Raw genomic sequence first — 24,620 nt, 5'->3', positions numbered from 1 at the left:
GCTTGACCGTGTGAAGACCAGCGCGCCCTCCTCCTCGATCGAGGATTACGTCAAGGTCATCTATTCGTTCACCGAATGGCAGGACAAGCCAATCACGTCCACCCAGCTTGCACAGCGGCTGGGGGTGGCCAATTCCTCGGTGTCCGAGATGGTCCGCAAGCTGAAGGACCAGGGCCTGGTGGACCACAAGCCCTACAGCGCCGTCACGCTGACCGAGGCCGGCCTACGGCTGGCCCTGTCCATGGTCCGGCGCCACCGGCTGATCGAGACGTACCTTGTCCAGCGGCTCGGCTATAGCTGGGACGAAGTCCATGATGAGGCTGAACAACTCGAACACGCCGTGTCTGACACGTTCATCGAACGGGTGGCCGCCAAGCTCGGCAATCCAAAGCGTGACCCGCACGGCGACCCCATTCCCACTGCCGACGGGAAGGTGCTGATGCCGCGCGCGCACCTTCTCGCCGAACTGGACCAGGGGCATGCCGGCAGGATTACCAGGATCAGCGACGACAACCCGGAGCTGCTGCGCTACCTTGCCGCCCAGGACATCGACCTCGACGCCGATGTGGAGGTGGTGGGACGCCGGCCCTTCGGCGGCGCCCTGGTGGTGCGGATCAGCGGTCCGGCCGGCGCCCGCGAGTTCGACCTCGCCGACGAAATCGCCTCCGCGCTGTGGGTCTCCAGCGACGCCCCGCACGCCGGCTGCACCCTGGACGGACTCTGACGTGGCGATGCCCACCGGCCGCGCCTGGCTGGCTGTCGCCGTCGGCGGGCTGGCCGGCAGTGAGCTGCGCTACGGGCTGGGGCTGGCGTTTCCGGACGTGCCCGGCTCGGTCCCATGGGCCACGCTGGCCATCAACATCAGCGGCAGTTTCGCCCTCGCGGCGCTGACCACCGTCTGGATGTCACGCCCGCATACGACGTTCTGGCTGCGGGCCGGGATAGGGCCGGGCCTGCTGGGCTCCTTCACCACGTTTTCAGCGGTGATTTTCGCCTCGGACCAGTTGGCCCGAGCAGGTGCGCACCCCGAATGGATTCTGTATCTGGGATTGTCACTGGGGCTCGGCCTGGCGGCTGCCGGCCTGGGCTGGCGTTCCGGAAGGCTTATTGCCCGGAACCTCGGACTGCAATGATCACGGCAGCCCTGGTGGGAGTCTTTGGCGTGGCCGGGGCACTCCTGCGGTTCGCAATCGACAGCTGGTTCGCGCACCACAGCAGCATCCGCAGCGTCCGCACCGCTGGCCATGCGGCACTGCACTGGCCCTGGGCCACGCTGGTGGTCAACGTTGCGGGGTGCTTCATCATCGGCCTGGCACATGGGCTGACTGCCAAGCTGGGACTGGGCGCGGAATGGCAGGTTGGCCTGGCTACGGGACTGGCCGGCGGGCTCACCACCTTCAGCTCGTGGACCACCGCCACCATCCGCCTGCTCAGCGAAGCCCGGTTCGGCTCCGCTGCCCTGAACGTGGCGGTCAACCTGGGCTTCGGCTTTGCTGCCGCGGCCGCGGGGATTGCGCTGGCCGCCTAGGGACACTGTTTCCGGCGGCGTTCCGGCCGGCGATTTGGCGGCCTCCCGTATGGTGGAAGGTGATGATCAGCAGACGCGACGCCGCAATAACCCTTGATGTTCCCCTTGAAATGGCGCAGCGCCACGGCCTGCCGAAGTGGATGACGGAGGCCGAACTCCGTGGCATCCTGGACAATCCTCCGCCTTGGCTGGTGCAGTCGCGCGCCAACCGGACGGGCAAGCGGCCGGTGTGGGTGCACCTGGAATGCGCGGTCTGCGGTTACGAGGAGGCGGCCCGGCCCAAGAAGTGGTGGCCGGACTTCACCTACGTGGTGTGCGGCCACCATGCGCCGTCCGATGTTCCCGCCGTCCGCCCCGGCTGCGTCCGCAGCGAGTACGACGGCGTGGGGACGCGTTTCGTGGGCATCGCGGACGTGGAAGCGCCTCCGGCCAGCCCTTAAGCCCGCCCCGGTGGCCGTGCCCGAGGACGCGATCGATGACTGCCCCGGCAATGTGCCCCGGTGACATGCCTGCCAGCGGCCGGGCCGCCGTCGTGCATCATGCCGGGCCGTTGCCCGTCATTTCCTCCGGGACAGCGGTGAGGTGCAGCTCGGTACCGTCACGCAGCACGGCCACATCGAGCGGCTCGCCGATGGCATCGGAAAACAGGAGCCGCTGCAGGCTTTCGGCATTGCTCACGGGCCGCCCTCCGGCGGTGACGATGATGTCGCCTGCGGAAAGACCTGCCTTGTCGGCCGGCGAACCGGGCAGCACTTCCACGATGCGGAGCCCTTCCCGCCGTCCGCTGCGGATCACGGCGCTCGGGTTGAGCTGGATCGGGGTGCTCACAAGCCCCAGGTAGGCGCGGCGCACCCTCCCGTCCGACAACAGTGCGGAGATGATCCTGCGGGTGGTGGCGTTGATCGGGATGGCAAGGCCCAGGCCGGCGCCGGCCACTGCGGTGTTGATGCCGACAATCCTGGCGTGGGTATCCGCCAGCGCTCCACCGGAATTTCCGGGATTCAGGGCAGCATCTGTCTGGATGACGTCCTCGATGACCCGCCGGTTGCCGCCCGACCAGACCGGGATGGCCCGGCCCAGGCCACTGACCACGCCGGCGGTGACTGAACCTGCCAGGCCAAGCGGATTTCCGACGGCGACCACCAACTGGCCCACGCGCAGCGTCTCTGCCGCGCCGAATTCGGCGGGCGGCACCTTGGACCGCGAACCGTGGACCACGGCGAGATCTGACAGGGGGTCGGCTCCCACCAGCTCCAGGTCCATCCGGCTGCCGTCTCCGAACGCGGCAAAACCGTGCCGGGTGCCGGCCACGACGTGTGAATTGGTGAGCAGGTAGCCGTCCTGCGTGAAGAGCACCGCCGAGCCCGCGCCCACCCTGACCCTGCCGTTGCCCCTTTTTGCGGTCATTTCGATCGCTGCCACGTGCGGCGTAACGGCTGCTGCCACCCGCATGACGGTTTGCGAGTACGAGTCCAGGACGTCGTCGTCCCCGGTGGGTATGGGTTCCTGCGCCTGGTCCATGACGCACCTCCGCCCTTGGTGCCGCTTCCGGCAATGGCATGCCCTTTACGGGCCTTATGGGACACAACAATGGATGGGCCAGGTCCACTCCCGGAACAGCTACGCCTTGGGTGAACGCCGGCATTGCGGTGGGCAGCACCTGTCGCAGGCTTTAGGATCGGAGCATGACTGACTCCCCCGCAGGGTCTCAAACAGAAATACTGAACGCCGAGGAATGCTGGCGGTACCTTCGGTCCTCCTATATCGGCCGGTTGGCGGTCATCAACGGTGACATTCCCGAGATTTTCCCCGTGAACTTTTCCGTTGCCGGAGAAACTCTGGTGTTCCGCACCGCACCCGGGACCAAGCTTCGCGCCCTGCTTGGTGGCGGAATTGCCGCCCTGGAGGTTGACGGCCTCAATCCGTATTCCACGGAGGTCTGGAGCGTTGTTGCCAAGGGCAGGCCGCGGCCCTTTGATGAGACCACCATGCGGCTTCCGGCCGGCGACGCCGACCGGGAACCTTGGGAGCCGGGGATCAAGGACCACCTGGTGGCCATTACGCCCACCGATGTCACCGGCCGCCGGTTCCCGGTCAGGCCGCGCTCCCGCTGGTGGCCGCCCGTCGATTTCTCCGCCGACTGGCTGTAGTGGCGGGGAATTTGCTCAGGGCCTGCCTCGTCAGGCCTTGAGGATCACCTTGAGCGCCTTGGTTTCGGCGGCCCGGGAGAACGTGTCGTAGGCATCAAGGAACTGGTCGAACCCAAAATGATGGGTGGCGAATTTTTCCGCCCGGATCTTCCCCTGGGCCACCAGCTTAAGCAGCATGGGGGTGGTGTTGGTATTCACCAGCCCCATGCTGATATTGATGTTCTGGATCCAGAGGTTTTCCAGGTGCAGCTCCACCGGCTTTCCGCGCACTCCAACGTTGGCTACGGATCCGCCCGGCCGCACGATGTCGGTGCACATGGCAAATGTTCCCGGGACGCCGACAGCCTCGATGGCCACATCCACACCCCGTCCGCCCGTCAGGGCCAGGACCTGTTCCCTCCAGTCGCTGCTGCCGGAAAGGACCGTGTCCGTGGCGCCGAACTCCCTTGCCTTTTCCAGCCGGTTGGCGTCGAGGTCGACGGCCACAATCGTGGCCGCGCCGTACAGTCCCGCGGTGGTGATCGCTGCCAGGCCAACCGGACCGGCGCCCACCACGGCAACGGCATCGCCGGGCTTCACCCGGCCGTACTGGACGCCGATCTCGAATCCGGTGGGAAGGATATCGGAAAGCATGACGGCCTGTTCGTCGCTGACCCCCGCAGGCAGCAGGTGCAAAGAGTTTTCGGCATAGGGAACCCGGACGTATTCGGCCTGGGTCCCGTCGATCAGGTGTCCAAAGATCCACCCGGTGCCTTCCTGCCCCTCACTTCCCAGGCAGTGCGAGTAGAGGCCGGCCTTGCAGTTGGCACAGTGGCCGCAGGACTTGATGCACGAGATGATGACGCGGTCGTTTACCTTCAGCCCGGTCACGGAAGGACCCGTTTCCACCACCGTTCCCACTCCTTCGTGGCCCAGGATCCGGCCCTTTTCGACGGCGGGAACGTCGCCCTTGAGGATATGCAGGTCTGTGCCGCAGATCGTGGTGGTGTCGACTTTGACGATGACGTCGCCGGGTTGCTGGATCCGGGGGTCAGGAACATCCGTCCATGACTTGTCACCGGGTCCGCCGTAGACGAGAGCTTTCATGGTGTTTTTTCCTTACTGTGGAAAGGGCTTCGGCGTTGATTGCCGGCCGGCCTGCGGGATTTGTTGACGGGCGGATTGCTGACGGACGGGCTGGGTACCGCCCGACGGTGGAACACCGGGACCCGCTGTGGGTGTCTGTGTCACCTGCAGTTTTGCCAGATGCAGGATTCCGAGCACCAGGAACAGCCCAGAGAGCCCAAGTGCGGGCAGCAGGGCGGCCATGCTGCCCTCAGCGCCGAACAGGGGTTTGACCATTTCACCCACCGCCAGCGAAAAGATGAGGGTGAAGCCGAGGACGTACAGGGCCGGCAGGAGCAGCAGCCCAGCACGGTGCTTCCGGTAGGTCAGGAGGGACAGGACCAGGAATGCGGGCATGATGAAGCAAAGGTCCAGGATGAAGATCGAGTACAGGGAATCGATTTGCTCGCCGCTCCGCATCAAGGGCAGGAGCATCCCGATCCAGAGGGGGTAGAAGATGAGCGGCTGAAGGACGGCACCGGCGGCCGACACGATCCCCAGCCCATGCGGAAGGGAGACGGATGGCGCGTCGCGGCCCATGGTGGCCCCGGCAGTGACCATGGCCCAGAACGACAGGGTGAAGACGGCCATATAGAGCAGGTACAGGCCGTTGTAGGTTCGCTCAATGACATAGATTCCGTAGGCGTAGAACAGATAGCCAAGCAGTCCCAGGGCCACGATCTGGTGTTTGGCCCTGTCCGGCCTGGCGGCCCATGCCAGGTACACCAATCCGATCCCGGCCGCCATGGACAGCAGGTCCTGGGAGTAAGCACCGGGGATCAATTCACTGGCGACCACCCCATCGTAGATTTCGGGCCGCCATATTCCGGTCCCCGCTGCGGCCAGCGCCAGCAGACCGGCAACAGCCCACAGCATGCGGCTGGCGAACAAGTGCGTGAGCATGGCCACCTTTCGCAGGAAGATCCGGGTTTCCTTGCCTCCCCACAGACTCCCATTGAGCCGGGCCGGGTCCCAAGGGCCATAGGTCCTTCCTTTGCGGCCAGGCCTTTGAGGCCGGGCCTTTATGCCCTTACCGGAGGCAGGAGAGTTGCCTACGCTGTGCCCTATGACTGAGAAAACGAACGTGCCTGTACCGGAAATCCTTGACGCGGACGAGTGCTGGAACCTCCTTTCCCAAGGCGGGGTGGGGCGCCTTGCCGTCATCGCCGATGGCCATCCGGATGTCTTTCCCGTCAATTACAAGGTGGACGGCCGGACGCTGGTGTTCCGCACCGGCGGGGGCACCAAGCACCAGGCCCTCCTGTCGGAGGCCACGGTGGCCCTGGAAGCAGATGCGGTCAGCTCCCAGTTTGGCCTTGCCTGGAGCGTCGTGGTTAAGGGGACGGCAGCTGAGGCAACGCCCACCGGCGCTGACCTGGATGACGTCCGGCGGGCGCTGTTTCCGTGGCAGGGCGTGGGGCAGGAGCACTTCATCCGCATCACCCCCGAATCGATAACGGGCAGGCGCTTCAGCGTGGACGCGCCGCTGCTGTGGCAGACCCCGCTGGATGACGCAACCCGCGCCGGTTTCGAGTAAACCATCCCGGACGGGAGGCACTGTGCGTGCCTGGTGGGTAAACGGGCCTGGCCCCATTTCCACCCGCCCGCTGGTTCAGGGGCTTCGTGACGCTCCCACGCCTGCGGCCCGCGAACTGCTGGTGGAGGTCACTGTTTGCGGTGTTTGCCGCACGGACCTCCATCTCGCAGAAGGAGACCTGGGCCCGCACCGTCCGCACACCGTACCCGGGCACGAGGCAGTCGGCGTCGTTGTTGAAACAGGGGCTGACTGCTCCCGTTTCAGGACCGGCGACAGGGTGGGCGTCGCGTGGCTTGGCGGCGTCTGCGGCAGGTGCGACTACTGCCGCCGCGGAGACGAAAATCTATGCCTTACGCCCCTCTTCACGGGCTGGGACCGGGATGGCGGCTATGCCGAATATTTGACGGTTTTGGAAGACTTTGCCTACCGGCTGCCTCCTGGATTCCCGGACGAACAGGCTGCGCCGCTGCTGTGTTCGGGCATCATCGGCTACCGCGCACTGAAGCGCGCCGCCCTCCCGGCAGGGGGCCGCCTGGGTATCTACGGCTTTGGCAGCTCGGCCCATATCACTGCCCAGCTGGCGCTCAAACAGGGTGCCTCGGTGTTTGTGATGACCCGGTCCGAACGTGCGCGGCGGCTCGCGGTGGAGTTGGGGGCGGACTATGTGGGGAAAGCGTATGACCAACCGCCGGTACCGCTTGACTCCGCCATTCTTTTTGCACCGGTGGGGGACCTTGTCCCGGCCGCGCTGCGTGCCCTGGACCGTGGTGGAACCCTGGCCATCGCCGGAATCCACCTGACCGACATCCCAGCCCTCAATTACGGCAGGGAGCTCTTTTTCGAACGGCAGCTGCTGAGCGTCACCGCCAATACCCGGGCCGACGGGCGTGAATTCCTGGCCCTCGCGGCCAGGCTTTCCCTGGCGCTCACAACTACGGTGTACCCGTTCGAGGCTGCGGACCGGGCCCTGGAAGACCTGGCTGCCGACAGGATTACCGGTTCGGCGGTCCTGCGGGTCCGGCCGGAACACTAGTTCCTGCCTCACCCGAACAGGACGGCGGCCTCCTGGTAACGGGCTTCCGGGACCACCTTCAGTTCGCCCAACGCTTCCCCCAGGCCGACGTTGATGATGTCCGTGCCCCGCAGCGACACCATGGTGCCCCATCTGCCCGCCGCGGCGGATTCGACGGCGGCGAGGCCAAGCCGGGTGGCAAGGACACGGTCGAAGGCTGTAGGTTCGCCGCCGCGCTGGATGTGGCCCAGGACGGTGGCCCGCGTTTCGATGCCGGTCCGTATCTGCAGCTCTCCTTCCAGGAGCAGTCCGATGCCTCCCAAGCGCGGCCGCCCGAAAGTGTCCAGGCCGCGGGGCGCGTAAGGTGCCGCGTGCCCCTCGGGAGCAAAGGCCTCGGCCACCACCACCATGGGTGCCCTGCCACGGTCACGGGCTGACAGCACCCAGGAACAGATTTGGTCCAAGGACACAGGATGTTCAGGTATCAGGATGGCGTGCGCGCCCGACGCCATCCCGGAATGCAGTGCAATCCAGCCCGCGTTGCGGCCCATCACTTCGGCCACCATGCAGCGGTGATGTGATTCACCGGTGGTCCGCAGCCGGTCAATGGCCTCGGTGGCGGTCTGGACCGCTGAATCGAAGCCGAAAGTGTAGTCCGTGGCGCCGAGGTCGTTATCGATGGTCTTGGGCACTCCCACCACATTGATGCCCTGGGCGCACAGTTCCCGGGCCGCCGCCAGTGTGCCCTCTCCCCCAATGGCAATCAGGCCGTCGAGTTCGTTGTTCCGCAAACAGGCACGGACGCCCTCGATGCCGCCATCCACCAGCGGATTGGTCCGGGACGTGCCCAGAATGGTTCCGCCCAGGCGCGAGATCCCACGGACGCTCGTCCGGGGCAGCGGAAAAACATCCTGCTCCAGGACGCCCCGCCAGCCGTCCTTGAACCCCAGGAATTCGTAGCCATGTGCAATGTCCCCGCCCACTACCGCTCCCCGGATCACGGCGTTCACCCCCGGGCAGTCACCACCACTGGTAAGTATCCCCAGCCGCTTCATGGCGCCACCACCTCCGAGGCAGGCAGCGGGAAATGCCGGGTCTGGCCGGGAGGAAGGACCTCATCGAGGCCACGCACCTGCACCTTGATCGGCCCGGCGTCGCCGGGGGCCGAGGCGATGCTCATGTCCCCGCCCTTGAGGTGCACGCGGAGGCGGTGCCCCCGGTAGAGGACCTCAAAAGCGACGGCGCGCAGCCCGGTGGGGAGGTTGGGGGCGAACAGGATGGTGTCGCCGCTGAACCGCAGCCCAGCAAAGCTGCGCTGCACCACGTCGATGGTTCCTGCCATCGCGCCCAAATGGATACCCGCGCGCGTGGTGCCGTGCTGGGTATCGTCAAGATCGGCGTCGAGCGCTTCGCGGAAGCTGTCCCACGCCCGGTCCGCGTCCACGCCTGCAAGGACGGACGCGTGGGCAACCCTGCTCAGCGTGGACCCGTGCGCGGTCCTGGCCAGGTAATACTCGATGGTTTTATTGAGTTGTTCAGGCGTAAAGCCGTACTGCAGCCGTTGAAGGGTGGCGGCGAGCACTTCGTGGCCCAACAGGTAAGGGAGCATCAGGACATCTGCCTGCTTTGCCAGCTTGTAGCAGTTGGTGGTGTCATCCTCTGCTTCCAGGATGAGGTCCAGCCGCTCGATGTCGCCGTACCTGTCCCGGTAATGCTCCCAGTCAAGTTCCTTCAACCCCCCGTATCCCTCGAACTGGCTGATGACGCCGTCATCATGAAACGGGACGTACATCGCCGTTCCCATGTGCGACCATCCCGCGGTTTCCTCTTCCGTGACTCCCAGGCGTTCCATGAGTCCGGCCCGCTCGCTGCCATGGAGGAAGCCCATGATTCCCCCCGCCTGGGAGCAGACCCATGCCGCCATGACATTGGTGTAGGCGTTGTCGTCCAACCCCGGCGTGTCGCTGCCGGGGTAGCCGGTATGGTACTCGTCCGGTCCCACGACGCCGCGCAGGTGGTACCGGCCGCCTTGCTGGTCGTAGTCCGCCAGTGAACGGAAGAAACGGGCAACCTCGATCACGAGTTCAGCCCCTCTTTGGAGGAGCCAGATCTTGTTCCCGGTGGCTTGGAAATACTGCCAGGCATTGAAGGCGACGGCCAGTCCCGAGTGGACCTGAAGGTGCGAGTGGTCCTTGACCCATCTGCCGGACCGGTCGTTGTATAACCATTTTGGCGTTTCCTCGGTTCCGTCGCTGGCGCTTTGCCAAGGAAACTTGGCCCCTGCCAAGCCTTCCAGTGCCGCGGCATGCCGGGCGGCGGGAAGCCGCCGCCACCTGTACTCGATCACGGACCTGGCAACCTCGGGCGTCCTTGAGGTCAGTACCGGCAGGACAAACAGCTCATCCCAGAAGACGTGGCCACGGTACCCCTCGCCGTGGAGTCCGCGCGCGGTCACGCCGGCGTCCAGCTCGGCCGTGTGGTGTGTCAAGGTCTGAAGCAGATGGAAGATGTGCAGGTTCAGGACCAGGCGAACCTGGACCGGGGCATCTATTTCCACCAGGAACGGACGCAGCTCGCGCCGCCAGGCCTCCTCATGCGCCGCCAGCAGCAAGTCGAAGTCGCCACCCGTACGTTCCAGGACAGCACGGGCACCCGTCTCCGGCGAGGAGATGGCACGGTCACGGGACGTCACTACTGCCACCGTCTTGGTGATCCGTACCGCAGTGCCGGCGTCAAGCGGCAGCAGAAGGGTTTGGAAATGGAAGTCCCCTTTCCTGCCATCCTCAATTGCCGCTGTATTCGCAGAAACGTAAGTTCGATACGCTGCGGCGATCCGGATGAGGCTTTGGGTGGTTTCCACTTCGACGACGGAAGCATCGTCCTGGACTCGCTCCGGGAGGGATCGTGGGGAGGATGTCCTGTCAGCCAGGTGGAGGTCGGAGCCTTGGGCAGGTTCGGGCAGGTTGGCGTTGCGGACGCCGGCGTTGATCCCGCTGCGGACCTCCACCTCCCCGCTCCAGCCCAGGGCGGTGATCACCGTCTCCAGGACCAGCAGATGGGGTTCGGCCATGGAAACGAAGCGGGTCTGCACCACTTCCAGCCGGCGGTGATCGGCACTCTCCAACAGCAGGCGCCGCTCAAGCACTGCCCGTTTGAGGTCAAGGACCCGGTGTTCGCGGATCGGCCCCATACCGCCTTCGGACCACCACTGCTGGCCGGCCAGGCGCAGATCGAGTGGGAGGCAGTCGGGTGCGTTGACCATGTGCTCTTCCAGCAGCGTCTCGCCGGCCGCCCTTACCTGGACACGGTTGTAGACGCCGGCGAGGTACATTCCCGCGTAGCTGAAGTTGCCGCCTTCGGGCGCGGCTCCCCGGACGCCCATGTAGCCGTTGCCCAAGGTGGTAAGGGCCTCCCGATGGCCCTCGTGTGCGGCGTCGAAGCCTTGATAGACGAGGTGCCATGCGTTGCCGATGACCTGTCCCAGGTCCAGCTCCCCCACGTCATTCAGGACGGTGTCGGCGCCGGCAGCCTCCAGCTGCCGGCGGTTTCCGGTGCGGTCGATCCCGACCACGAGGCCGAAGCCTCCGTGCCGGGCTGCCTCAACCCCTGCCGTGGAATCCTCGATCACCACGGCATGCGATGGGGCCACGCCCAGCCGTGATGCGGCCTCAAGAAAGATGTCCGGCGCCGGCTTTCCGCGCAGGCCCAGCCGTGCCGCCGTCGTTCCGTCCATCACTGCCCGGAACAGATCCTGGATGCCCGCCGCTTCCAGGACCACGCCCGCATTGCGGCTCGAGGTGACCACAGCCGTTGGCACTGCAGCGCCTTGAAGCCTCTGCAGCAGTTCCAGTGTCCCGGGGTAGCTCTGGACACCGTCGGCCCGCAGGTGTTGCAGGAACAGCTCGTTCTTCCATGCGCCCAGGCCGAACCCGGTCCAGGCGCCCGCTTCATCCGTCTCCTGTCCCTTTTCAACCTGCACTCCCCGAGCAGCCAGGAACCGCACCACCCCCTCCTCGCGCGGCATGCCGTCAATGAAGGTGAGGTAGTCCGCCCTGCTGAGCGGGGCACGGTTGGCGTCCGGGGGCACCCTTGGATCATGGAGGATCCGGTCGAACGCGTCTTTCCAGGCAGCCTGGTGAACCAGCGCCGTATTGGTGACTACCCCGTCCAGGTCGAAAATGACGGCATCAAAGGGTGGCCTGGCAGCAGCGGCGGTGGGAGACCCAATCATAGGTCAGTGGTACCAGCAAGCGCTCGTTCCGGACAGGGCCGTAGGGCCCGGCGCCGGCTAGGCTGTGTCCGAATGGGATGCCCGCCCCACGTGGTTCCACCATGTCAAGGGCGAGGTGATGGTGAAGCGCCTGCCGGTTATTGACGTGGGTTCGATCCGGACGTAATGGTCCTTTTCACCGGCTTGCCATGGAAAGAGCGTCAGCGCGGCCCCGGTCAGCAGTTCCTCCGAGGGCTCCAGGACGACGGCCTTGCCTTTGACCAGGACGCTCCAAGCCCTGGCGTCGTCATGGCCGTCGGCTTCCAGGGCGACGGCGAGTGGGCCCCCGGCTGCCCGCAGTTTTGTTCCTTCGCCTGTGCGGAAGACCAGGGACTGCTGGTCAACCTTGTAGTTGACCGGGAAGACTTCCGGGTACCCGTTCACCAGTACTGCCAGGTGGCCGACCGACACGCTGCGCAGGAGGTCCCAGCACGTTCCGGGATCTAGGACTTCTGTGGGCGTTTGGGGCGGGTCATTGTGCATGCTGTCGAAGGTAATGACATGCGCGCTCCCCCGCTAGAGGATTTAGGCCCGCCATGTATGTGGGACGGGCTGCCCTGGGGCAGGACCGCTCGTGCGGCAGGGCTCGTGCGGCAGGGCACCTGGTTTCAGGGCAAAAAAACACCCCGGTCCGAAGACCGGGGTGCTACCGATGACTCGACTCATCCGTGAAGGATGTCTCGACTCACCGCCAGGGTGGAGATGGGGGGAATTGAACCCCCGTCCGATGTCGTGTTGTCAGGGCTTCTCCGGGCGCAGTTTGCGTCGGATTTTCTCGGCCCCAGCCATGCTGCAAACAGCTGGCTGATCCGGGCCCAGTCATCTAAAAGTCCCGTTTACTCCGATGACGGGAGCAAACAGCAGTGGCTATCTAAATGACGCCAGGATCCGGGGCGATAGCAACCCCGGGCTGACGGACTGTCTTACTGCTTAGGCAGCAAGAGCGAAGTCAGTGCGCTTAGATTCGGCACTTATTGGTTTGCAGAAAGCGTTTACGAGATAATTCTGCATCCTCGGCCCGCTTCACCTGTCGCGACTAACACCGTCGAAACCGATCATCCCCGTATTTTGTTACCAAACCGGCTGGCAAGCCTGCCGGACTACCAATACTAACGCATGCCCTGCGGAAATAATTCCTAGCGTCGCCGGTTGCGCTCGCGCATCTCCCGCTGGGCTTCGCGGTTGTCCTGCTGCTCCCGCAGCGTCTGGCGCTTGTCGTACTCGCGCTTACCGCGGGCAACGGCGATTTCCACCTTGGCGCGACCGTCCACAAAATAAAGCTGGAGCGGCACTATGGTGTACCCGGCTTCCTGAACCTTGCGGGAGATCTTGATCAGCTCTTCCCGGTGCAGGAGCAGCTTCCGGCGGCGGCGGGCGGCGTGGTTGGTCCAGCTGCCCTGGTTGTACTCGGGAATGTGGATGGCTTCCATCCACAACTCGTCGTTGTAGAACGTACAGAATCCGTCCACCATGGAGGCGTGGCCCTCGCGCAGGGACTTCACTTCCGTGCCCATCAGAGCGATGCCGGCCTCGTAAGTGTCCAGCACGTGATAATCGTGCCGGGCCTTGCGGTTGGTGGCCACCACCTTACGGCCACTTTCTTTAGGCACGGGAAAACTCCTCGGGTTTCAGTTCGGGTGCCTCCGGGCCTGCGGCGCGGAGCTATACCAGTCTACGGCAGCTGTGCCCGGCCCCTACAGCAGGCCCATGGGGTCGACCGCGGCCCCGTTGAGCCAGGTTTCGAAGTGGGCGTGGCAACCCGTTGAGTTGCCGGTGCTGCCGGAGTAGGCAATGAGCTGGCCCTGGGAAACTCTTTGCCCATTCGAGACCACGATGCTGGAGTTGTGGTAGTAGATGGTGGTGAGCGTGTTGCCCTGCGACACCCCGTGGTCAATCTTGACGCGCCAGCCGCCGCCGTCGGCGGAGTTCCAGCCTGAGCTGAAGACTTCACCGGCAGCTGCAGCGTACACGGGCGTTCCGCAGGCGGCACCAAAGTCGATTCCGGTGTGCATGTATCCGCCGGTGCCGTAGAAATCGACGGTTCCCGGCGGAGTGGTGCGGTACCCAAAACCGGAGGTGATGGAGATGCTGCCGTCGAAGGGGTGGCGGAGGCCAAAGGCCGACGGCGATCCTGCAGCGGGCGGGACGTACGGCGGGGCGGGCGGTGCCGGGCGGTTCGCGGCGGCTGCAGCAGCGGCCGCCGCAGCAGCCGCGGCCGCGGCCTGTCTGCGCTGTTCGGCTTCCCACGCCTCGCGGGCCCTGCGGTCACGTTCGGCGATTTCGTTCGCCACCTGGTTCTGGTTCGCCTGGACACCGGCCAGTTGCGCCTGGATGCCGGGCTTGGCCGCCTGGAGCTCAGCGTCGAGGCGCGTGGTATCCGCGATCAGCTGGTCGACCTGGGCCTTTTTGGCGGCGGCCTCGTCGCGTGCGGCCTTCTCCCGCTCCAGCGCGGCGTCGGCCTTGGCCTTGAGGTCCTTGATCTCTGCTTCCACGGCCTGAAGCCGTGCCTGCGAGTTGACGTTGGTGGCATTCTGCTGGCTGAGCTTGTCCATCGCAGCATTCTGGCTGCGCATGGCCTGGTCGGCGAGGTCCATGGTTTCGGTCAGGCTGCTGCCGCTGTTGGATCCGAAGAAGAGCGACAGGTTGGAGGGCACACCGCCGGATTTGTAGGCCTGGGTGGCAATCTGGCCGATCAGCTTCTTGGTGTCGGCGATCTTCTGCTTGTCGGTTTCCAGCTGCTGGGTGATCTTGGCCTTGTTCTGCTGGGCCATGTCCACGCGGGCCGACAGTGCTTCGACTTCCTTGACGGCGCCGGCTACGCGCCCCTGTGCCTCCAGGAGTGCCTGCTGGGCGCCGGGCAGTTGGCCCTGATAGATCACCAGGTCGCCGGCGGCCTTTGCGATCCGGGAATCGACGAACTCAAGGGACGCCTGGACGCGGGCAGCTTCAGCCTCGAGCGCGGCCTGGCGGTCTTCGAGGTCGTCTGCGAACGCGACTGGAGTGGCAAGGGCCATCCCGGCCGAAAGGATGACGGTGAGCACGCCGCTGACGATGCCCAAACGGCGGGCAGCAGACCGCCCTCGGCTGCGCCGGGGGCGGGGCAAGTTGTGATCAGTCAGGTTCATGGGCATTCCTTGGTCGGTGTGCACAGCCTAAACGCGCAAATATCTGCGTAAGGTCAAGAGAGACGAAATTCCTGCCAAGGATCCGCCAAGGATCAGCAGCGCCGGCACGAGGATCAAGGTCTGGCCGGACGAGATGAAGGCTGTATCGGGGTACTGACGGGACATGTAGTCGCCCAGGAAGAAGTGCGCTACTGCCCACAGGGTGCCCGAGGCGAGGGCAGCACCGATGACGGCCGCTATGACGCCTTCCAGGATGAACGGCAGCTGGATCACGGTCTTCGAGGCACCGACCAGACGCATGATCCCGGTCTCGCGGCGCCTGCTGAACGCGGAGAGCCTGATGGTGGTGGCAATCAGCAGGATGGCGCAGACGATCATGACACCGGCGATGCCGACCGCCACCAGGGAGGCCCCGTTCATTACCGAGAAGAGGCGTTCGAGGAGCTGGCGCTGATCAATTACCGTCTCCACACCAGGCTGCGAGGAGAACGTCTCGCTGATGATCTGGTACTTCTCCGGGTCCTTCATGTTAATCCGGAATGATGCCGGCAACTGGTCCGGCGTCACGGAATCAACGATGGGCGAGTTCGAAAACTGGTCCTTGAAGTGCTTGTAGGCCTCATCCTTGGACTCGAACTGGAAGTCGTTGATGTACTGCGCCACTGCCGGAGATTCAAGGAGGGCGTTCAGGCCCTGTTGCTGCTCAGGGGTGACCGGCCCGGAAGCGCAACCGGGCGCCGTCGAACCTTCACTGCACAGGAAGATGGCAACCTGGACCTTGTCGTACCAGTAGCCCTTCATCTGGTTGATCTGCATCTGCAGCATCCCGGCCGCGCCCACGAAGGTGAGGGACACGAACGTCACCAGGATGACCGAGACCACCATGGAAAGGTTGCGGCGCAGGCCGCTGCCGATCTCCGAAAGGATGAATGCGAGCCTCACCGCTGGGCCTCGCCTTCAGCGCCGTTGCCCGGCAGGCCGCCGTCGGGCGCTTCCCTGCCGCTGGCGTCCTTCAGCCGCCTGGACTGGCCGACGACGGGGATCATCGACGTGTACAAGGCCTTGGCTTCGTCGCGGATCACCACGCCGTTCCTGAGCTCAACCACCCGCTTGCGCATCTCGTTGACGATGTCGTCGTCGTGCGTGGCCATCACCACGGTGGTTCCGTTCTGGTTGATCTTGTCCAGCACCCCCATGATGCCCATGGACGTGGTGGGGTCCAGGTTTCCGGTGGGTTCGTCGGCGAGGAGGATCCCGGGCCGGTTGACCACGGCACGGGCGATCGCCACGCGCTGCTGCTCACCGCCGGAGAGCTCGTGCGGCATGCGGTGTTCCTTGCCTTCCAGGCCCACGGTCTTGAGGACTTCCGGGACCGTGTCGCGGATGACGCTCCGGCTCTTGCCGATGACCTGCATGGCGAAGGCTACGTTGGCGAACACGTTCTTTTGAGGCAGGAGGCGGAAGTCCTGGAAGACGACGCCTATCCCCCGACGGAGCCGCGGAACCCGCCAGCTGGAGATCTTGGCGACATTCTGGCCGGCGACGTACACTGCGCCGGACGTGGCGCGGTCTTCCTTCAGCACAAGGCGGAGGAAGGTGGATTTTCCGGAGCCGGATGCGCCCACGAGGAAGGCGAATTCGCCGCGGTCAATCTCAAGGTTGATGGAGTCCAGCGCCGGGCGGGCTTTCTGGTCGTAAACCTTGGTGACATTTTCGAATCGGATCATGGCCCTAAGTACCCTGCAGGGCATGGCTGATTCATGTGATGCAGCCCAGTTCTGCAGCCGGTGCACGGGTTTTCGTTTGGGGAAAGTAGGGCCCCGGCCCCTCGACTATACGCAGGATGCCCGGCGGTTGGGCCTGCTTTCGGGGGCGTGTCGCCGGATCAGCCAGCGGCCTGCCGGCCTGTCGGGTTACTTGTCGGCGTTGCGGTTGTCAGTACGCCAGCGGATGCCGGCGTCGATGAAGTCGTCGATTTCGCCGTCGAACACTGCCGACGTATTGCCCACTTCGTGTTCCGTGCGCAGGTCCTTGACCATCTGGTAAGGGTTCAGGACGTAGGAGCGCATCTGGTCACCCCACGATGCTTTGACATCGCCGGCCAGCGCCTTCTTCTCCGCATCCTCCTGCTCCTTCTTCAACAGCAGGAGCCGCGACTGCAGCACGCGCATGGCGGCGGCGCGGTTCTGCAGCTGTGATTTCTCGTTCTGCATCGACACCACGGTGCCGGTGGGAATGTGGGTCAAGCGGACGGCGGAGTCCGTGGTGTTGACCGACTGGCCGCCCGGGCCGGACGAACGGAACACATCCACCCGGATTTCGTTATCCGGGATGTCGATGGAGTCCGTCTGCTCGATCAGGGGGATGACCTCAACGGCAGCGAAGGACGTTTGGCGGCGGCCCTGATTATCGAACGGGCTGATCCGGACAAGGCGGTGGGTTCCGGCTTCCACGCTCAGGGTGCCGTACGCATAAGGAGCCTTCACCTCGAAGGTGGCCGATTTGAGTCCGGCTTCCTCCGCGTAGGAGGTGTCCATGACCGTTGTGGGGTACCCGTGGCGTTCCGCCCACCGGAGGTACATGCGCATCAGCATCTCGGCAAAGTCAGCAGCGTCCACACCTCCCGCACCGGCGCGGATGGAGACGACGGCTTCGCGTTCGTCGTATTCGCCGGACAGCAGCGTGACCACTTCCAGGTCCTTGAGGGCCTTCTTAATGGATTCGAGTTCAGCCGCGGCCTCCCCAATGGAGTCGGCGTCGTCCTCGTCCTGCCCAAGCTCCACCAGGACTTCGAGATCGTCAATCCTGGACGCCAGGTTGGTGAGGCGTTCGAGTTCGGACTGGCGGTGGGAAAGCCGGGAGGTGATTTTCTGTGCGGCCGAGGGATCGTCCCAGAGGTCCGGCTCCCCTGCCCGCTCGCTGAGTTCGGCGATGTCTTCCTTGAGTGTCTCCACGTCGCTGACGCGTTCAATGGACTCGTACGTGGCGCGCAGCGCGCGGATTTCAGCGGAAAAATCAATATTGGCCATGGTGGTTTAAGCCTACGCTATTGGCGGATACGGCCACGCGTGGGAGGCGTGCACGCCCCATGGCCCCGCACCGTGCCTGTCTCAGTGCCATGCTCAACGCATGTGCTTGACCCGGCGGGGTGCTCGACTCAGCGGGTCAGGCGCGAACGCGCCGTGGACGTCGCCTCGATCCGGATACCGTCCGGAACGAGGAAGTTCACCACAGGCGGGTGCACGGCTGCAGTGAGGACCACGACGGCGGTGGACCCGTCCGGCGTGCCCGTTGCCCCAGTGACGGCAAGACTGGAGAAACGCTCCGAGGCAGGACTTCTTGCGACGAAATCGGCAGCGACATTGCGGACGCGGGCGGGACTAAGGACAGCCGAGGGGCTTCCGCCCTGTGACATGACTTCACCCAGGGTGTAGCTGTCGGCCGCCGCCAGGGAGGCGCCGTCCGCCAGGGACAACAGGCGCTTGTGCTCGAGGTAGACAGCAGATATTCCGATGACGACTGTCGCCACCAAGAGTGCCAGGACGATGTAGCCGAGGATCATTACCATCACCTGGCCGTTCTCATCCGGTTCCCCACGATTCACCGGTACCTCCCCACCAGTTGCGTGGAGGACGCCTCGACCTCCGTGGCGGACAATCCATCCACGAATGGTATGAACGGCAGCGGAACGTTCAGCCTGACGGTCACCGTTACCGTTGTCCCGGCAGCCTGGCAGTCAGCCGGGTTGCAGCTGGTGGTCATGTGGGCCCTTGCTGCAGGGTGCCCGAAGTCGGAGAGGGCAAGGGCCACTGCCCGCTCAGCAGCTGCCTGGGCGGTGGGGGCATCGGGCTGTGCCACAAAGACCTTGGCAGCCTGGTCGGCGGCGCCCACCACGGCGAAAGAACCGCCTTGAATTTGGCCGACGGTGATGACGAAGTACACCAGCGGAACCATCAGCAGGAGTGCAAGGAACGTGAATTCGACGACTGCACTTCCATCCTCATGGCTGCACTCTTGGCACTCAAACACGAAACCCGGCTCCGCGTGCTCCCGGTGGTCATGCCTGGGGAAATTGATCGTGTCACCCTTACGTGCGCCCCCGGGACCCTCCCTGCAGAATGCTTCTGCCAGGCGGGTGCGGAACGGGAAGGCATTGGAACCGGACTGGCCATGGGAGCGTGGCAATGGGCGGGCGCTGAGCGGCTCAGGGCTGAACAGCCGCATGCCCTTTCACCTCCAGCATGTCCCGTGGGCCAATGAACCCGATAACCGGCATTGGAGACCGGACGGTTACCTCCAAAGTGCGCATGCCTTGGACCGTTACTTCCTGCGCACTGATCTGTTCGGCAAACCCCTCGTTCAGTGCCATGCCGATTAGGCTGCGGGTCCGTGCCTGCGCATCCGAGGCATTACGGTCAGCGAGTGTCCCGTACCGTGCACCAGAGGCCGCAGCATCGATGAGTGTGTTCCGGACGTGCAGAACCAGGGTCAGCTGGATGATCGCAAGGAAGAACATGGTCAGCAACCCGCCAACCAGGACAAAGTCCACCACAGCTGAACCCCGCTCCCCCGGCCGGGACAGCTCCGGCTGCACCGGCCCGTGAGCGGAGATCACCACGGCTCAGTTTCCAACCTTGTCCATTGCCTGGTTGAACATCGCTTCCAAAGCGGGGCCAGCGAGCGCCAGGAGGGCTGCAACCAGGACGGCGGACATCAGGGTTATCATCACCCATCCCGGCACGTCACCGCGCTCCGGATTATCGATTGTGCTTGCCTGACGCGGCTGGAGGCCTTCATTGACATGCCAGCCTGTACGTCGACCCGCCCTGGCCGGGCGGGGCACCTTTAGCTGCAGTGTGGCCGTAAGGCCAAGAAGCAGCAGCAGACAGCGGGTTCCCATGTTTTGCATCTTGCGTCCTATTCCTGGTTCCTGGAGTGGCTTTTAGTAGTTGCGGTGGATGCGGGCTTCGGGTTGTTTCCTCATCAGAAACCCAGGTTGATGGCAGCGAGGCCGGGGAAGACAGCAAACACAACGGTGAGGGGAAGCACTCCGAAAACCAGAGGCACCATCATCGCGATTTCCTTTTTTCCTGCAGCTTCCATGAGGTCCCGTTTGGCCGAATCGCGGACGTCCTGTGCCTGCGCGCGGAGCACGTCTGCGAGGGGCGTTCCTCTTTCCACTGCAACGATGATGCCGTCAACGAACCGGACCAAGGGGGCAAGGTCGGTGCGGGCAGAGAACTCCTGCAAGGCCAAGACCAGGGGTTTGCCTGCCCTCGTCTCCGCGAGGATCTTTGAAAACTCCTTTGACAGCTCACCGTTGGCACTCCTGCAAACGCGATCCAAAGCGCCCGTTGCGCTCTCCCCTGCCCCGACCGCCAGCGCCATCAGTTCGGCGAGGCTGGGAAACTCCGCCATCATCCGTGCTTCCCGCCTGCGCACCTGGGCTCCAAGCCAGTAGTCCCGCAGCACAAAACCTGCTGCAGCACTGCCGGCGATTACCGCAGCTGCCAGGAGCGGATTGAACCTCCCGGCTGCGGCTCCGATGAAGATGAGGGCCAACGATAGGGCAAAACCGGCAGCGGCCCAGAGCAGCTGTTCCGCACGGAAGTCGATTGACGACTTGTTGATCCCTGCCTGGACCAATCGGCGCCCGGTGGCCCCGGGCGAGGGGTTGAGTTTCCCCAATGCGGAGAGCCAGTCCCGGAAGACAGGGCGGAGAATCCGTTCCAGCGGGCCGAAAGGTGTCAGGTTCTGCTCGCCTGCACGGAGGAGCCGCGACTCCAGGTTCTGCGACTTCAGTTGCGGCTCGATGCGTTCAGAGAGGGTCATGGCCCGCATTGGCGGTGACCGGAAGATCACAAGCCACAATCCCAAGCCAAGGCCGATACCGCAAAGTACTGCTGAAGGCGGAACGATGATCACCGGAGTACCCTTTCGTCCTGTGGCAAGGCCCCGATCTTCAGCATGACGGTGTAGCAAATGAGCGAGACAACCAGACCGCCGAGCAGGACTGCTGCACCCATCGGCGTGTTGTAGGCCTGGATCGCCTCCGGCCTGGTGGCGAGCAGGATCATCACGATCCAGGGTGCTGCGACGGCAAGCCGGGCGGCATTAATGGTCCAGGACTGACGGGCTTCCAGTTCACTGCGCGTCCGGGCGTTTTCCCGCAGGAACTCGGCCAGTGTGCCCAGGAGCTTCCCCAGGTCTGAGCCGCCCACTTCGCGGGTCAGCCGGAGCGCTTCGACAATCCGGTCAGCCACGGGATCGGCCAGCCGCTGCTTCAGTTTGTTGAGGGAGCCATCGAACTGGCCGCCGGCACGGTAGTCAGCGCCGAACTCACGAAAGGTGGGCCGCAGTTCCTCAGGCCCCTTGTCTCCAAGTTGAATGAGGGCCTCAGGCAGCGGCAGGCCGGCACGGATTGCCGATCGGAGGTGATCAACGACGTCAGGCCAAAGCTGGCGCAGCATGGCCGTTCTCTTTTTGGCCCGCCACCGGAGGATGGTGATTGGCAGCCAGGCGCCGAAAAGCCCAAAGCAGGCGGCAATCGGCCACGAACGGCTGAGGCCATAGAAGATGATTGCCACGAAAATTCCCAGCCCCAGGCACGTGCCCGCCAGGCCGCGCGCTGAGACCTTATCGACCCCGGCAGCCGCGAGCAGGTCAGTCAGCCGGCTGGGCTTCCGCTTGCGGACACCGTGGTCCGGCCTTTCCCAGCAGGACCACCAGATCAGGAAGAAACCCACCCCCAACGCCGCCCCCACCAGCGCCGGGATCATCGCGGATCCAGCAGTGCAGCGACGTCGTATCCTGCCCGCGAGAACTTTTCCGCCGCCGGCATGGCATTGGCACGAGGCTGCAGGACTCCATTCTCCAAAGCGAAGATCATTGACGACTCGATGATGCCATTTTCCACGCGTCGGCCCAGCGACAGAATCTGAGTCACTTGTCGCCGCCCGTCGGCGTTCCTGCTGCAGTGCACCACCAGGTCTATGCAGGATGCAACGGTGGGGACAACGAACGCACTGGAGATGTTCTCCCCCGCCAGCAGCGGCAATGTACAGATTTTGGTGACAGCATCATGGGCCGAGTTCGCATGGACGGTGCACATCCCAGGAAGTCCACTGTTAAGTGCGATCAGCATGTCCAGGCTCTCAGCTTCCCGCACTTCCCCCACAACCAGTCGATCCGGGCGCATCCGCAAGGCTTCCTTCACCAGGCGACGGAGTGGAATTTCGCCCTCACCTTCGAGGTTTGGTTGCCTGCACTGCAACCCCACCACGTCCCGGAGCGGAAACTGCAGCTCAAAGATTTCCTCGACAGTGATGACACGCTCCCGGCTTCCGATGCTGGCGGCCAGGCAGTTCAGCATGGTCGTCTTGCCTGCCTGCGTCGCTCCTGACACAAGGATGTTCAGGCCGCTGGACACCGCTGCGCCGAGAAATCGCGCCGACTGTGGCGTCAGCGTCCCCAGCTCGACCAGGTGTTCCAGGCGGCTGGCTTTCACCACGAACTTTCTTATATTGACGGCCCAGTGGCGGCGGGTCACATCGGGGATGACGACGTGGAGCCTTGACCCATCAGGCAGGGCAGCATCCACAAACGGAGACGACATATCCAACCGCCGGCCGGAGCTTTTCAGCATGCGTTCGACCAAGTCGCGAACCTGCTGCTCGGAGAGGCTCAACGATGTCAGCTCTGACTCGCCGTTGCGTGCCACATAAATTTCATTTGGGGCATTGAACCAAATCTCTTCGATCGACGGATCGTCGAGCAGTGGCTGGAGCACCCCAAAGCCCGCGACGGCATCGAACAGGAACCTGCGGGCTGCGTCCAGCGGGCCAAGAGGCGGAAGAGGCCCCATCAGAGCACGCTCGTCATAGTCAGTGACGGCTGCTTCCACCAGCCTTCGAACCTCTCCGGCTTGCCTGAGCGGATCCAGTCCGCGCCGGCGGATGAGCTCACGGACCTCGTCCTCGACAATTCCCAGCGCGTCCATATGTTCCCCCATACAACTGCCGCCCCCGGCAGAGGCAGTGCGACTGGGTAAAGCCTAAAGAGCAGGTCCAGCCACAACAAGTCATTCGACGCTCCTGTGGACAACTATCCACCCTCAAGATTCTCCTCAGGAGAGCCTCAAGATTCTGCTTGGAGGAGCGCAGTATTCACATAAGTAACATGAGAATCACTAGTTCCACCAGTAACAGCGGTGCTAAGGTGAGCGCGTTATTTATCGAAATAGCACTATCAGGTGTCTTCCTGGGGGAAACCACCTGAGCAGTATCCAAAGAGGCGCTCGGGGGAGCGCCACATTGTCTCCGGAGCACATATGAAGCGGAACCTGTCTCAGTCCCGTCGGCCAATCATGATGTCCCTTGGGGCCGGCTTGCTGGCCGTCTCATTGCTGACTGGCCCTGGTCTCACCGGAGCAGCTTCCGCTTTAGAGCCCAGTCCCACGCCCACACCGTCCCAGACGGCCGCCACGTCGCCACAAACAACGCCGGCGCCTTCTTCGCCGCAGACAACTTCAGAAGCCTCGCCAACAACCGCAACGGCGCCGCAGCCGTCCATTGAAGCCAGTCCGTCTGCTTCGGCCACTCCCGAGTCGATGTCCCAAGCCATTGGTCCGGGTGGAGCGGAAATGGGACAGAGGTCAAAGCGAGTGACCTCGTCATCCCCGTCTGGCACTGTGAAGAAGCTTAGCGCGGAGTCGCTGGGGACCGAAGGCACGTGGATGCCTTCCTTTGGTGTCCAGGGACTCGATGTCAGCGGACACCAGACCAGCGTCGACTGGCAGCAGCAGTGGAACATGGGTGCAAGATTCGCCTACGTGAAGGCTTCCGAAGGAAACTACTTCACCAATGACCTGTTCGGCTCCCAATATCAGGGGGCACGAAACGTTGGCATGGTGCGGGGCGCATACCACTTCGCGATTCCCAACTGGTCCTCGGGCTCCGACCAGGCGCGCTACTTCGTGAATAACGGCGGTGGCTGGTCTGCGGACGGGTACACCATGCCCCCGGTTCTCGACTTTGAGTTCAACCCGTACGAGGGTCGGACCATTAACGGCTTCTACTTTGGTAACACCTGCTACGGCATGTCCCCAGGGCAGCTGACATCATGGGTTCAGGACTTTGGCAACACCATGAGGTCACTCACTGGCAGGTTGCCGGTGATCTATACAAATACGAATTGGTGGAACCAGTGCTTGGGCAATCCTGCTGGTTTCGGGGACTATCCGCTTTGGGTCGCTGCATACCCCTACTCGGCCACCAATGACGCCGGCGCCATTCCCACGGGAAGCTGGGGCACGTACAGCATTTGGCAGTACAGCAGCACCGGCCCCTTCGCCGGTGACTCGAACGTCTGGAACGGGGATTACGCCGGCCTCAAGGCTTTCGCTTCGGTCGTAGTTCCGTCGGCTGCAAGTCAAGCTATTGCTGACGCCCGTGCCCGTACGCCGGAACTTGGCGCGCAAATAAGCTCAATTGTTTGTGGCTTGCGGGACGGGGGTTGCTACCAAGACTTTGAGAATGGCGCCATAATCTGGTCCACTGCGACGGGAGCCCAAGCTTCTCCAAATGGGCTCATCCGTGAGGCCTGGAAAGCCACCGGCTTCGAGGGGGGCACCCTGGGCTACCCCACCTCCGATCAAACATGCGGCCTCAAAGACGGCGGCTGCTACCAGAACTTCCAAAACGGAGCCATCCTCTGGTCCACCGCAACAGGCGCCCACGTCTCACCCACCGGGCCCATCCGCGAAGCCTGGAAAACCACCGGCTTCGAGCGCGGCACCCTCGGCTACCCCACCTCCGACCAAACATGCGGCCTCAAAGACGGCGGCTGCTACCAGAACTTCCAAAACGGAGCCATCCTCTGGTCCACCGCAACAGG

The 24,620-nt window shown here is 64.0% G+C and carries 27 protein-coding genes and 1 other RNA gene; 8 read left to right on the top strand and 20 right to left on the bottom strand.

Features of this window, described 5'->3' with window-relative positions; all coding sequences use genetic code 11:
* Positions 1-10 precede the first annotated feature (10 nt).
* The 4 genes from ACR65K_RS03440 to ACR65K_RS03425 all read left to right on the top strand — a co-directional run bounded on the left by ACR65K_RS03440 (position 11) and on the right by ACR65K_RS03425 (position 1,968).
* Positions 11-724: a metal-dependent transcriptional regulator gene (locus tag ACR65K_RS03440; protein ID WP_056334958.1), complete on the top strand. Its 714-nt coding sequence runs from the start codon at positions 11-13 to the stop codon at positions 722-724.
* Between the two features lie 7 nt (positions 725-731).
* On the top strand, positions 732-1,133 hold the full coding sequence (locus tag ACR65K_RS03435; RefSeq protein ID WP_056335536.1) for a fluoride efflux transporter FluC: 402 nt from the start codon (positions 732-734) through the stop codon (positions 1,131-1,133).
* On the top strand, positions 1,130-1,528 hold the full coding sequence (locus ACR65K_RS03430; protein ID WP_440151339.1) for a fluoride efflux transporter FluC: 399 nt from the start codon (positions 1,130-1,132) through the stop codon (positions 1,526-1,528). The genes ACR65K_RS03435 and ACR65K_RS03430 overlap by 4 nt, the downstream gene beginning before the upstream one ends.
* Positions 1,529-1,590: 62 nt before the next feature.
* A complete protein-coding gene (locus ACR65K_RS03425) occupies positions 1,591-1,968 on the top strand; it encodes a hypothetical protein (RefSeq protein WP_440151338.1) in 378 nt (125 codons plus the stop codon).
* 97 nt (positions 1,969-2,065) lie between these two features.
* Here ACR65K_RS03425 and ACR65K_RS03420 read toward each other — a convergent pair whose 3' ends face one another.
* Positions 2,066-3,049, bottom strand: a complete 984-nt coding sequence (locus ACR65K_RS03420) for a S1C family serine protease (protein ID WP_440151337.1) — start codon at positions 3,047-3,049, stop codon at positions 2,066-2,068.
* Between the two features lie 164 nt (positions 3,050-3,213).
* Between ACR65K_RS03420 and ACR65K_RS03415 the strand changes: the two genes are divergently transcribed.
* Positions 3,214-3,678, top strand: coding sequence for a pyridoxamine 5'-phosphate oxidase family protein (locus tag ACR65K_RS03415; RefSeq protein ID WP_440151336.1), 465 nt, complete (start codon positions 3,214-3,216; stop codon positions 3,676-3,678).
* Positions 3,679-3,708: 30 nt separating this feature from the next.
* Here the strand turns inward: ACR65K_RS03415 and ACR65K_RS03410 are convergent, their stop codons facing one another.
* The gene (locus ACR65K_RS03410; RefSeq protein ID WP_440151335.1) at positions 3,709-4,764 is read right to left on the bottom strand and encodes a zinc-dependent alcohol dehydrogenase family protein; all 1,056 of its coding nucleotides are present in this window, start codon (positions 4,762-4,764) and stop codon (positions 3,709-3,711) included.
* Positions 4,765-4,776: 12 nt separating this feature from the next.
* Complete coding sequence (locus ACR65K_RS03405) at positions 4,777-5,685, bottom strand: hypothetical protein (RefSeq protein ID WP_440151334.1); 909 nt, start codon at positions 5,683-5,685, stop codon at positions 4,777-4,779.
* Positions 5,686-5,848: 163 nt separating this feature from the next.
* On the opposite strand from ACR65K_RS03405, the gene ACR65K_RS03400 reads away from it, so the two are divergent.
* The gene (locus tag ACR65K_RS03400) at positions 5,849-6,319 is read left to right on the top strand and encodes a pyridoxamine 5'-phosphate oxidase family protein (protein WP_440151333.1); all 471 of its coding nucleotides are present in this window, start codon (positions 5,849-5,851) and stop codon (positions 6,317-6,319) included.
* A gap of 22 nt (positions 6,320-6,341) precedes the next feature.
* Entirely contained in the window at positions 6,342-7,352 is a 1,011-nt protein-coding gene (locus ACR65K_RS03395) for a zinc-dependent alcohol dehydrogenase family protein (protein ID WP_440151332.1), read from the top strand.
* An 8-nt stretch (positions 7,353-7,360) separates the two neighbouring features.
* Here ACR65K_RS03395 and ACR65K_RS03390 read toward each other — a convergent pair whose 3' ends face one another.
* From ACR65K_RS03390 to ACR65K_RS03310, 17 genes are all read right to left on the bottom strand, one after another.
* Complete coding sequence (locus tag ACR65K_RS03390; protein WP_440151331.1) at positions 7,361-8,386, bottom strand: ATP-dependent 6-phosphofructokinase; 1,026 nt, start codon at positions 8,384-8,386, stop codon at positions 7,361-7,363.
* Positions 8,383-11,562, bottom strand: a complete 3,180-nt coding sequence (locus ACR65K_RS03385) for an HAD-IA family hydrolase (protein ID WP_440151330.1) — start codon at positions 11,560-11,562, stop codon at positions 8,383-8,385. The genes ACR65K_RS03390 and ACR65K_RS03385 overlap by 4 nt, the downstream gene beginning before the upstream one ends.
* Before the next feature lie 57 nt (positions 11,563-11,619).
* Complete coding sequence (locus ACR65K_RS03380) at positions 11,620-12,084, bottom strand: pyridoxamine 5'-phosphate oxidase family protein (RefSeq protein WP_440151329.1); 465 nt, start codon at positions 12,082-12,084, stop codon at positions 11,620-11,622.
* A gap of 211 nt (positions 12,085-12,295) precedes the next feature.
* Positions 12,296-12,664: a transfer-messenger RNA gene (gene ssrA, locus ACR65K_RS03375) on the bottom strand.
* 73 nt (positions 12,665-12,737) lie between these two features.
* A complete protein-coding gene (gene smpB, locus ACR65K_RS03370; RefSeq protein ID WP_043453530.1) occupies positions 12,738-13,211 on the bottom strand; it encodes an SsrA-binding protein SmpB in 474 nt (157 codons plus the stop codon).
* 84 nt (positions 13,212-13,295) lie between these two features.
* On the bottom strand, positions 13,296-14,726 hold the full coding sequence (locus ACR65K_RS03365) for a M23 family metallopeptidase (protein ID WP_156386186.1): 1,431 nt from the start codon (positions 14,724-14,726) through the stop codon (positions 13,296-13,298).
* Between the two features lie 27 nt (positions 14,727-14,753).
* Positions 14,754-15,668, bottom strand: coding sequence for a permease-like cell division protein FtsX (gene ftsX, locus ACR65K_RS03360; protein WP_056334929.1), 915 nt, complete (start codon positions 15,666-15,668; stop codon positions 14,754-14,756).
* The gene (gene ftsE, locus ACR65K_RS03355) at positions 15,665-16,453 is read right to left on the bottom strand and encodes a cell division ATP-binding protein FtsE (RefSeq protein ID WP_056334926.1); all 789 of its coding nucleotides are present in this window, start codon (positions 16,451-16,453) and stop codon (positions 15,665-15,667) included. Before ftsE ends, ftsX begins: the two co-directional genes overlap by 4 nt.
* Positions 16,454-16,639: 186 nt before the next feature.
* The gene (gene prfB, locus ACR65K_RS03350) at positions 16,640-17,755 is read right to left on the bottom strand and encodes a peptide chain release factor 2 (protein ID WP_440151328.1); all 1,116 of its coding nucleotides are present in this window, start codon (positions 17,753-17,755) and stop codon (positions 16,640-16,642) included.
* Between the two features lie 128 nt (positions 17,756-17,883).
* Positions 17,884-18,330, bottom strand: a complete 447-nt coding sequence (locus ACR65K_RS03345) for a pilus assembly protein TadG-related protein (RefSeq protein WP_235565176.1) — start codon at positions 18,328-18,330, stop codon at positions 17,884-17,886.
* The gene (locus ACR65K_RS03340) at positions 18,327-18,755 is read right to left on the bottom strand and encodes a hypothetical protein (protein WP_440151327.1); all 429 of its coding nucleotides are present in this window, start codon (positions 18,753-18,755) and stop codon (positions 18,327-18,329) included. The genes ACR65K_RS03345 and ACR65K_RS03340 overlap by 4 nt, the downstream gene beginning before the upstream one ends.
* Before the next feature lie 175 nt (positions 18,756-18,930).
* Entirely contained in the window at positions 18,931-19,344 is a 414-nt protein-coding gene (locus tag ACR65K_RS03335; protein ID WP_440151326.1) for a TadE family protein, read from the bottom strand.
* Positions 19,345-19,347: 3 nt separating this feature from the next.
* On the bottom strand, positions 19,348-19,635 hold the full coding sequence (locus tag ACR65K_RS03330; protein WP_056334916.1) for a hypothetical protein: 288 nt from the start codon (positions 19,633-19,635) through the stop codon (positions 19,348-19,350).
* 74 nt (positions 19,636-19,709) lie between these two features.
* Positions 19,710-20,651, bottom strand: a complete 942-nt coding sequence (locus ACR65K_RS03325; RefSeq protein ID WP_440151325.1) for a type II secretion system F family protein — start codon at positions 20,649-20,651, stop codon at positions 19,710-19,712.
* Positions 20,648-21,505 carry a type II secretion system F family protein gene (locus tag ACR65K_RS03320; RefSeq protein WP_440151324.1) on the bottom strand — a complete coding sequence of 286 codons (858 nt, stop codon included), beginning with the start codon at positions 21,503-21,505 and terminating at the stop codon, positions 20,648-20,650. Before ACR65K_RS03320 ends, ACR65K_RS03325 begins: the two co-directional genes overlap by 4 nt.
* A complete protein-coding gene (locus ACR65K_RS03315) occupies positions 21,502-22,725 on the bottom strand; it encodes a TadA family conjugal transfer-associated ATPase (protein ID WP_056334912.1) in 1,224 nt (407 codons plus the stop codon). Before ACR65K_RS03315 ends, ACR65K_RS03320 begins: the two co-directional genes overlap by 4 nt.
* A 347-nt stretch (positions 22,726-23,072) precedes the next feature.
* Entirely contained in the window at positions 23,073-23,456 is a 384-nt protein-coding gene (locus ACR65K_RS03310) for a hypothetical protein (protein ID WP_440151323.1), read from the bottom strand.
* 4 nt (positions 23,457-23,460) lie between these two features.
* On the opposite strand from ACR65K_RS03310, the gene ACR65K_RS03305 reads away from it, so the two are divergent.
* Positions 23,461-24,620: GH25 family lysozyme (locus tag ACR65K_RS03305; RefSeq protein ID WP_440151322.1), on the top strand; the 1,160-nt coding region annotated here is incomplete at its 3' end.

It is taken from the genome of Arthrobacter sp. SAFR-179 (genome assembly GCF_059414945.1).
This window is presented reverse-complemented; position numbering and strand designations above follow the sequence as displayed.

Bases quoted from the DNA above. Each gene is read 5' to 3' on its own strand.
- ACR65K_RS03435 (WP_056335536.1), top strand. From the start codon at position 732: ATGCCCACCGGCCGCGCCTGGCTGGCTGTCGCCGTCGGCGGGCTGGCC.
- ACR65K_RS03430 (WP_440151339.1), top strand. From the start codon at position 1,130: ATGATCACGGCAGCCCTGGTGGGAGTCTTTGGCGTGGCCGGGGCACTC.
- ACR65K_RS03425 (WP_440151338.1), top strand. From the start codon at position 1,591: ATGATCAGCAGACGCGACGCCGCAATAACCCTTGATGTTCCCCTTGAA.
- ACR65K_RS03420 (WP_440151337.1), bottom strand. From the start codon at position 3,049: ATGGACCAGGCGCAGGAACCCATACCCACCGGGGACGACGACGTCCTG.
- ACR65K_RS03415 (WP_440151336.1), top strand. From the start codon at position 3,214: ATGACTGACTCCCCCGCAGGGTCTCAAACAGAAATACTGAACGCCGAG.
- ACR65K_RS03410 (WP_440151335.1), bottom strand. From the start codon at position 4,764: ATGAAAGCTCTCGTCTACGGCGGACCCGGTGACAAGTCATGGACGGAT.
- ACR65K_RS03405 (WP_440151334.1), bottom strand. From the start codon at position 5,685: ATGCTCACGCACTTGTTCGCCAGCCGCATGCTGTGGGCTGTTGCCGGT.
- ACR65K_RS03400 (WP_440151333.1), top strand. From the start codon at position 5,849: ATGACTGAGAAAACGAACGTGCCTGTACCGGAAATCCTTGACGCGGAC.
- ACR65K_RS03390 (WP_440151331.1), bottom strand. From the start codon at position 8,386: ATGAAGCGGCTGGGGATACTTACCAGTGGTGGTGACTGCCCGGGGGTG.
- ACR65K_RS03385 (WP_440151330.1), bottom strand. From the start codon at position 11,562: ATGATTGGGTCTCCCACCGCCGCTGCTGCCAGGCCACCCTTTGATGCC.
- ACR65K_RS03380 (WP_440151329.1), bottom strand. From the start codon at position 12,084: ATGCACAATGACCCGCCCCAAACGCCCACAGAAGTCCTAGATCCCGGA.
- ACR65K_RS03365 (WP_156386186.1), bottom strand. From the start codon at position 14,726: ATGAACCTGACTGATCACAACTTGCCCCGCCCCCGGCGCAGCCGAGGG.
- ftsE (WP_056334926.1), bottom strand. From the start codon at position 16,453: ATGATCCGATTCGAAAATGTCACCAAGGTTTACGACCAGAAAGCCCGC.
- prfB (WP_440151328.1), bottom strand. From the start codon at position 17,755: ATGGCCAATATTGATTTTTCCGCTGAAATCCGCGCGCTGCGCGCCACG.
- ACR65K_RS03330 (WP_056334916.1), bottom strand. From the start codon at position 19,635: ATGCAAAACATGGGAACCCGCTGTCTGCTGCTGCTTCTTGGCCTTACG.
- ACR65K_RS03320 (WP_440151324.1), bottom strand. From the start codon at position 21,505: ATGATCCCGGCGCTGGTGGGGGCGGCGTTGGGGGTGGGTTTCTTCCTG.
- ACR65K_RS03315 (WP_056334912.1), bottom strand. From the start codon at position 22,725: ATGGACGCGCTGGGAATTGTCGAGGACGAGGTCCGTGAGCTCATCCGC.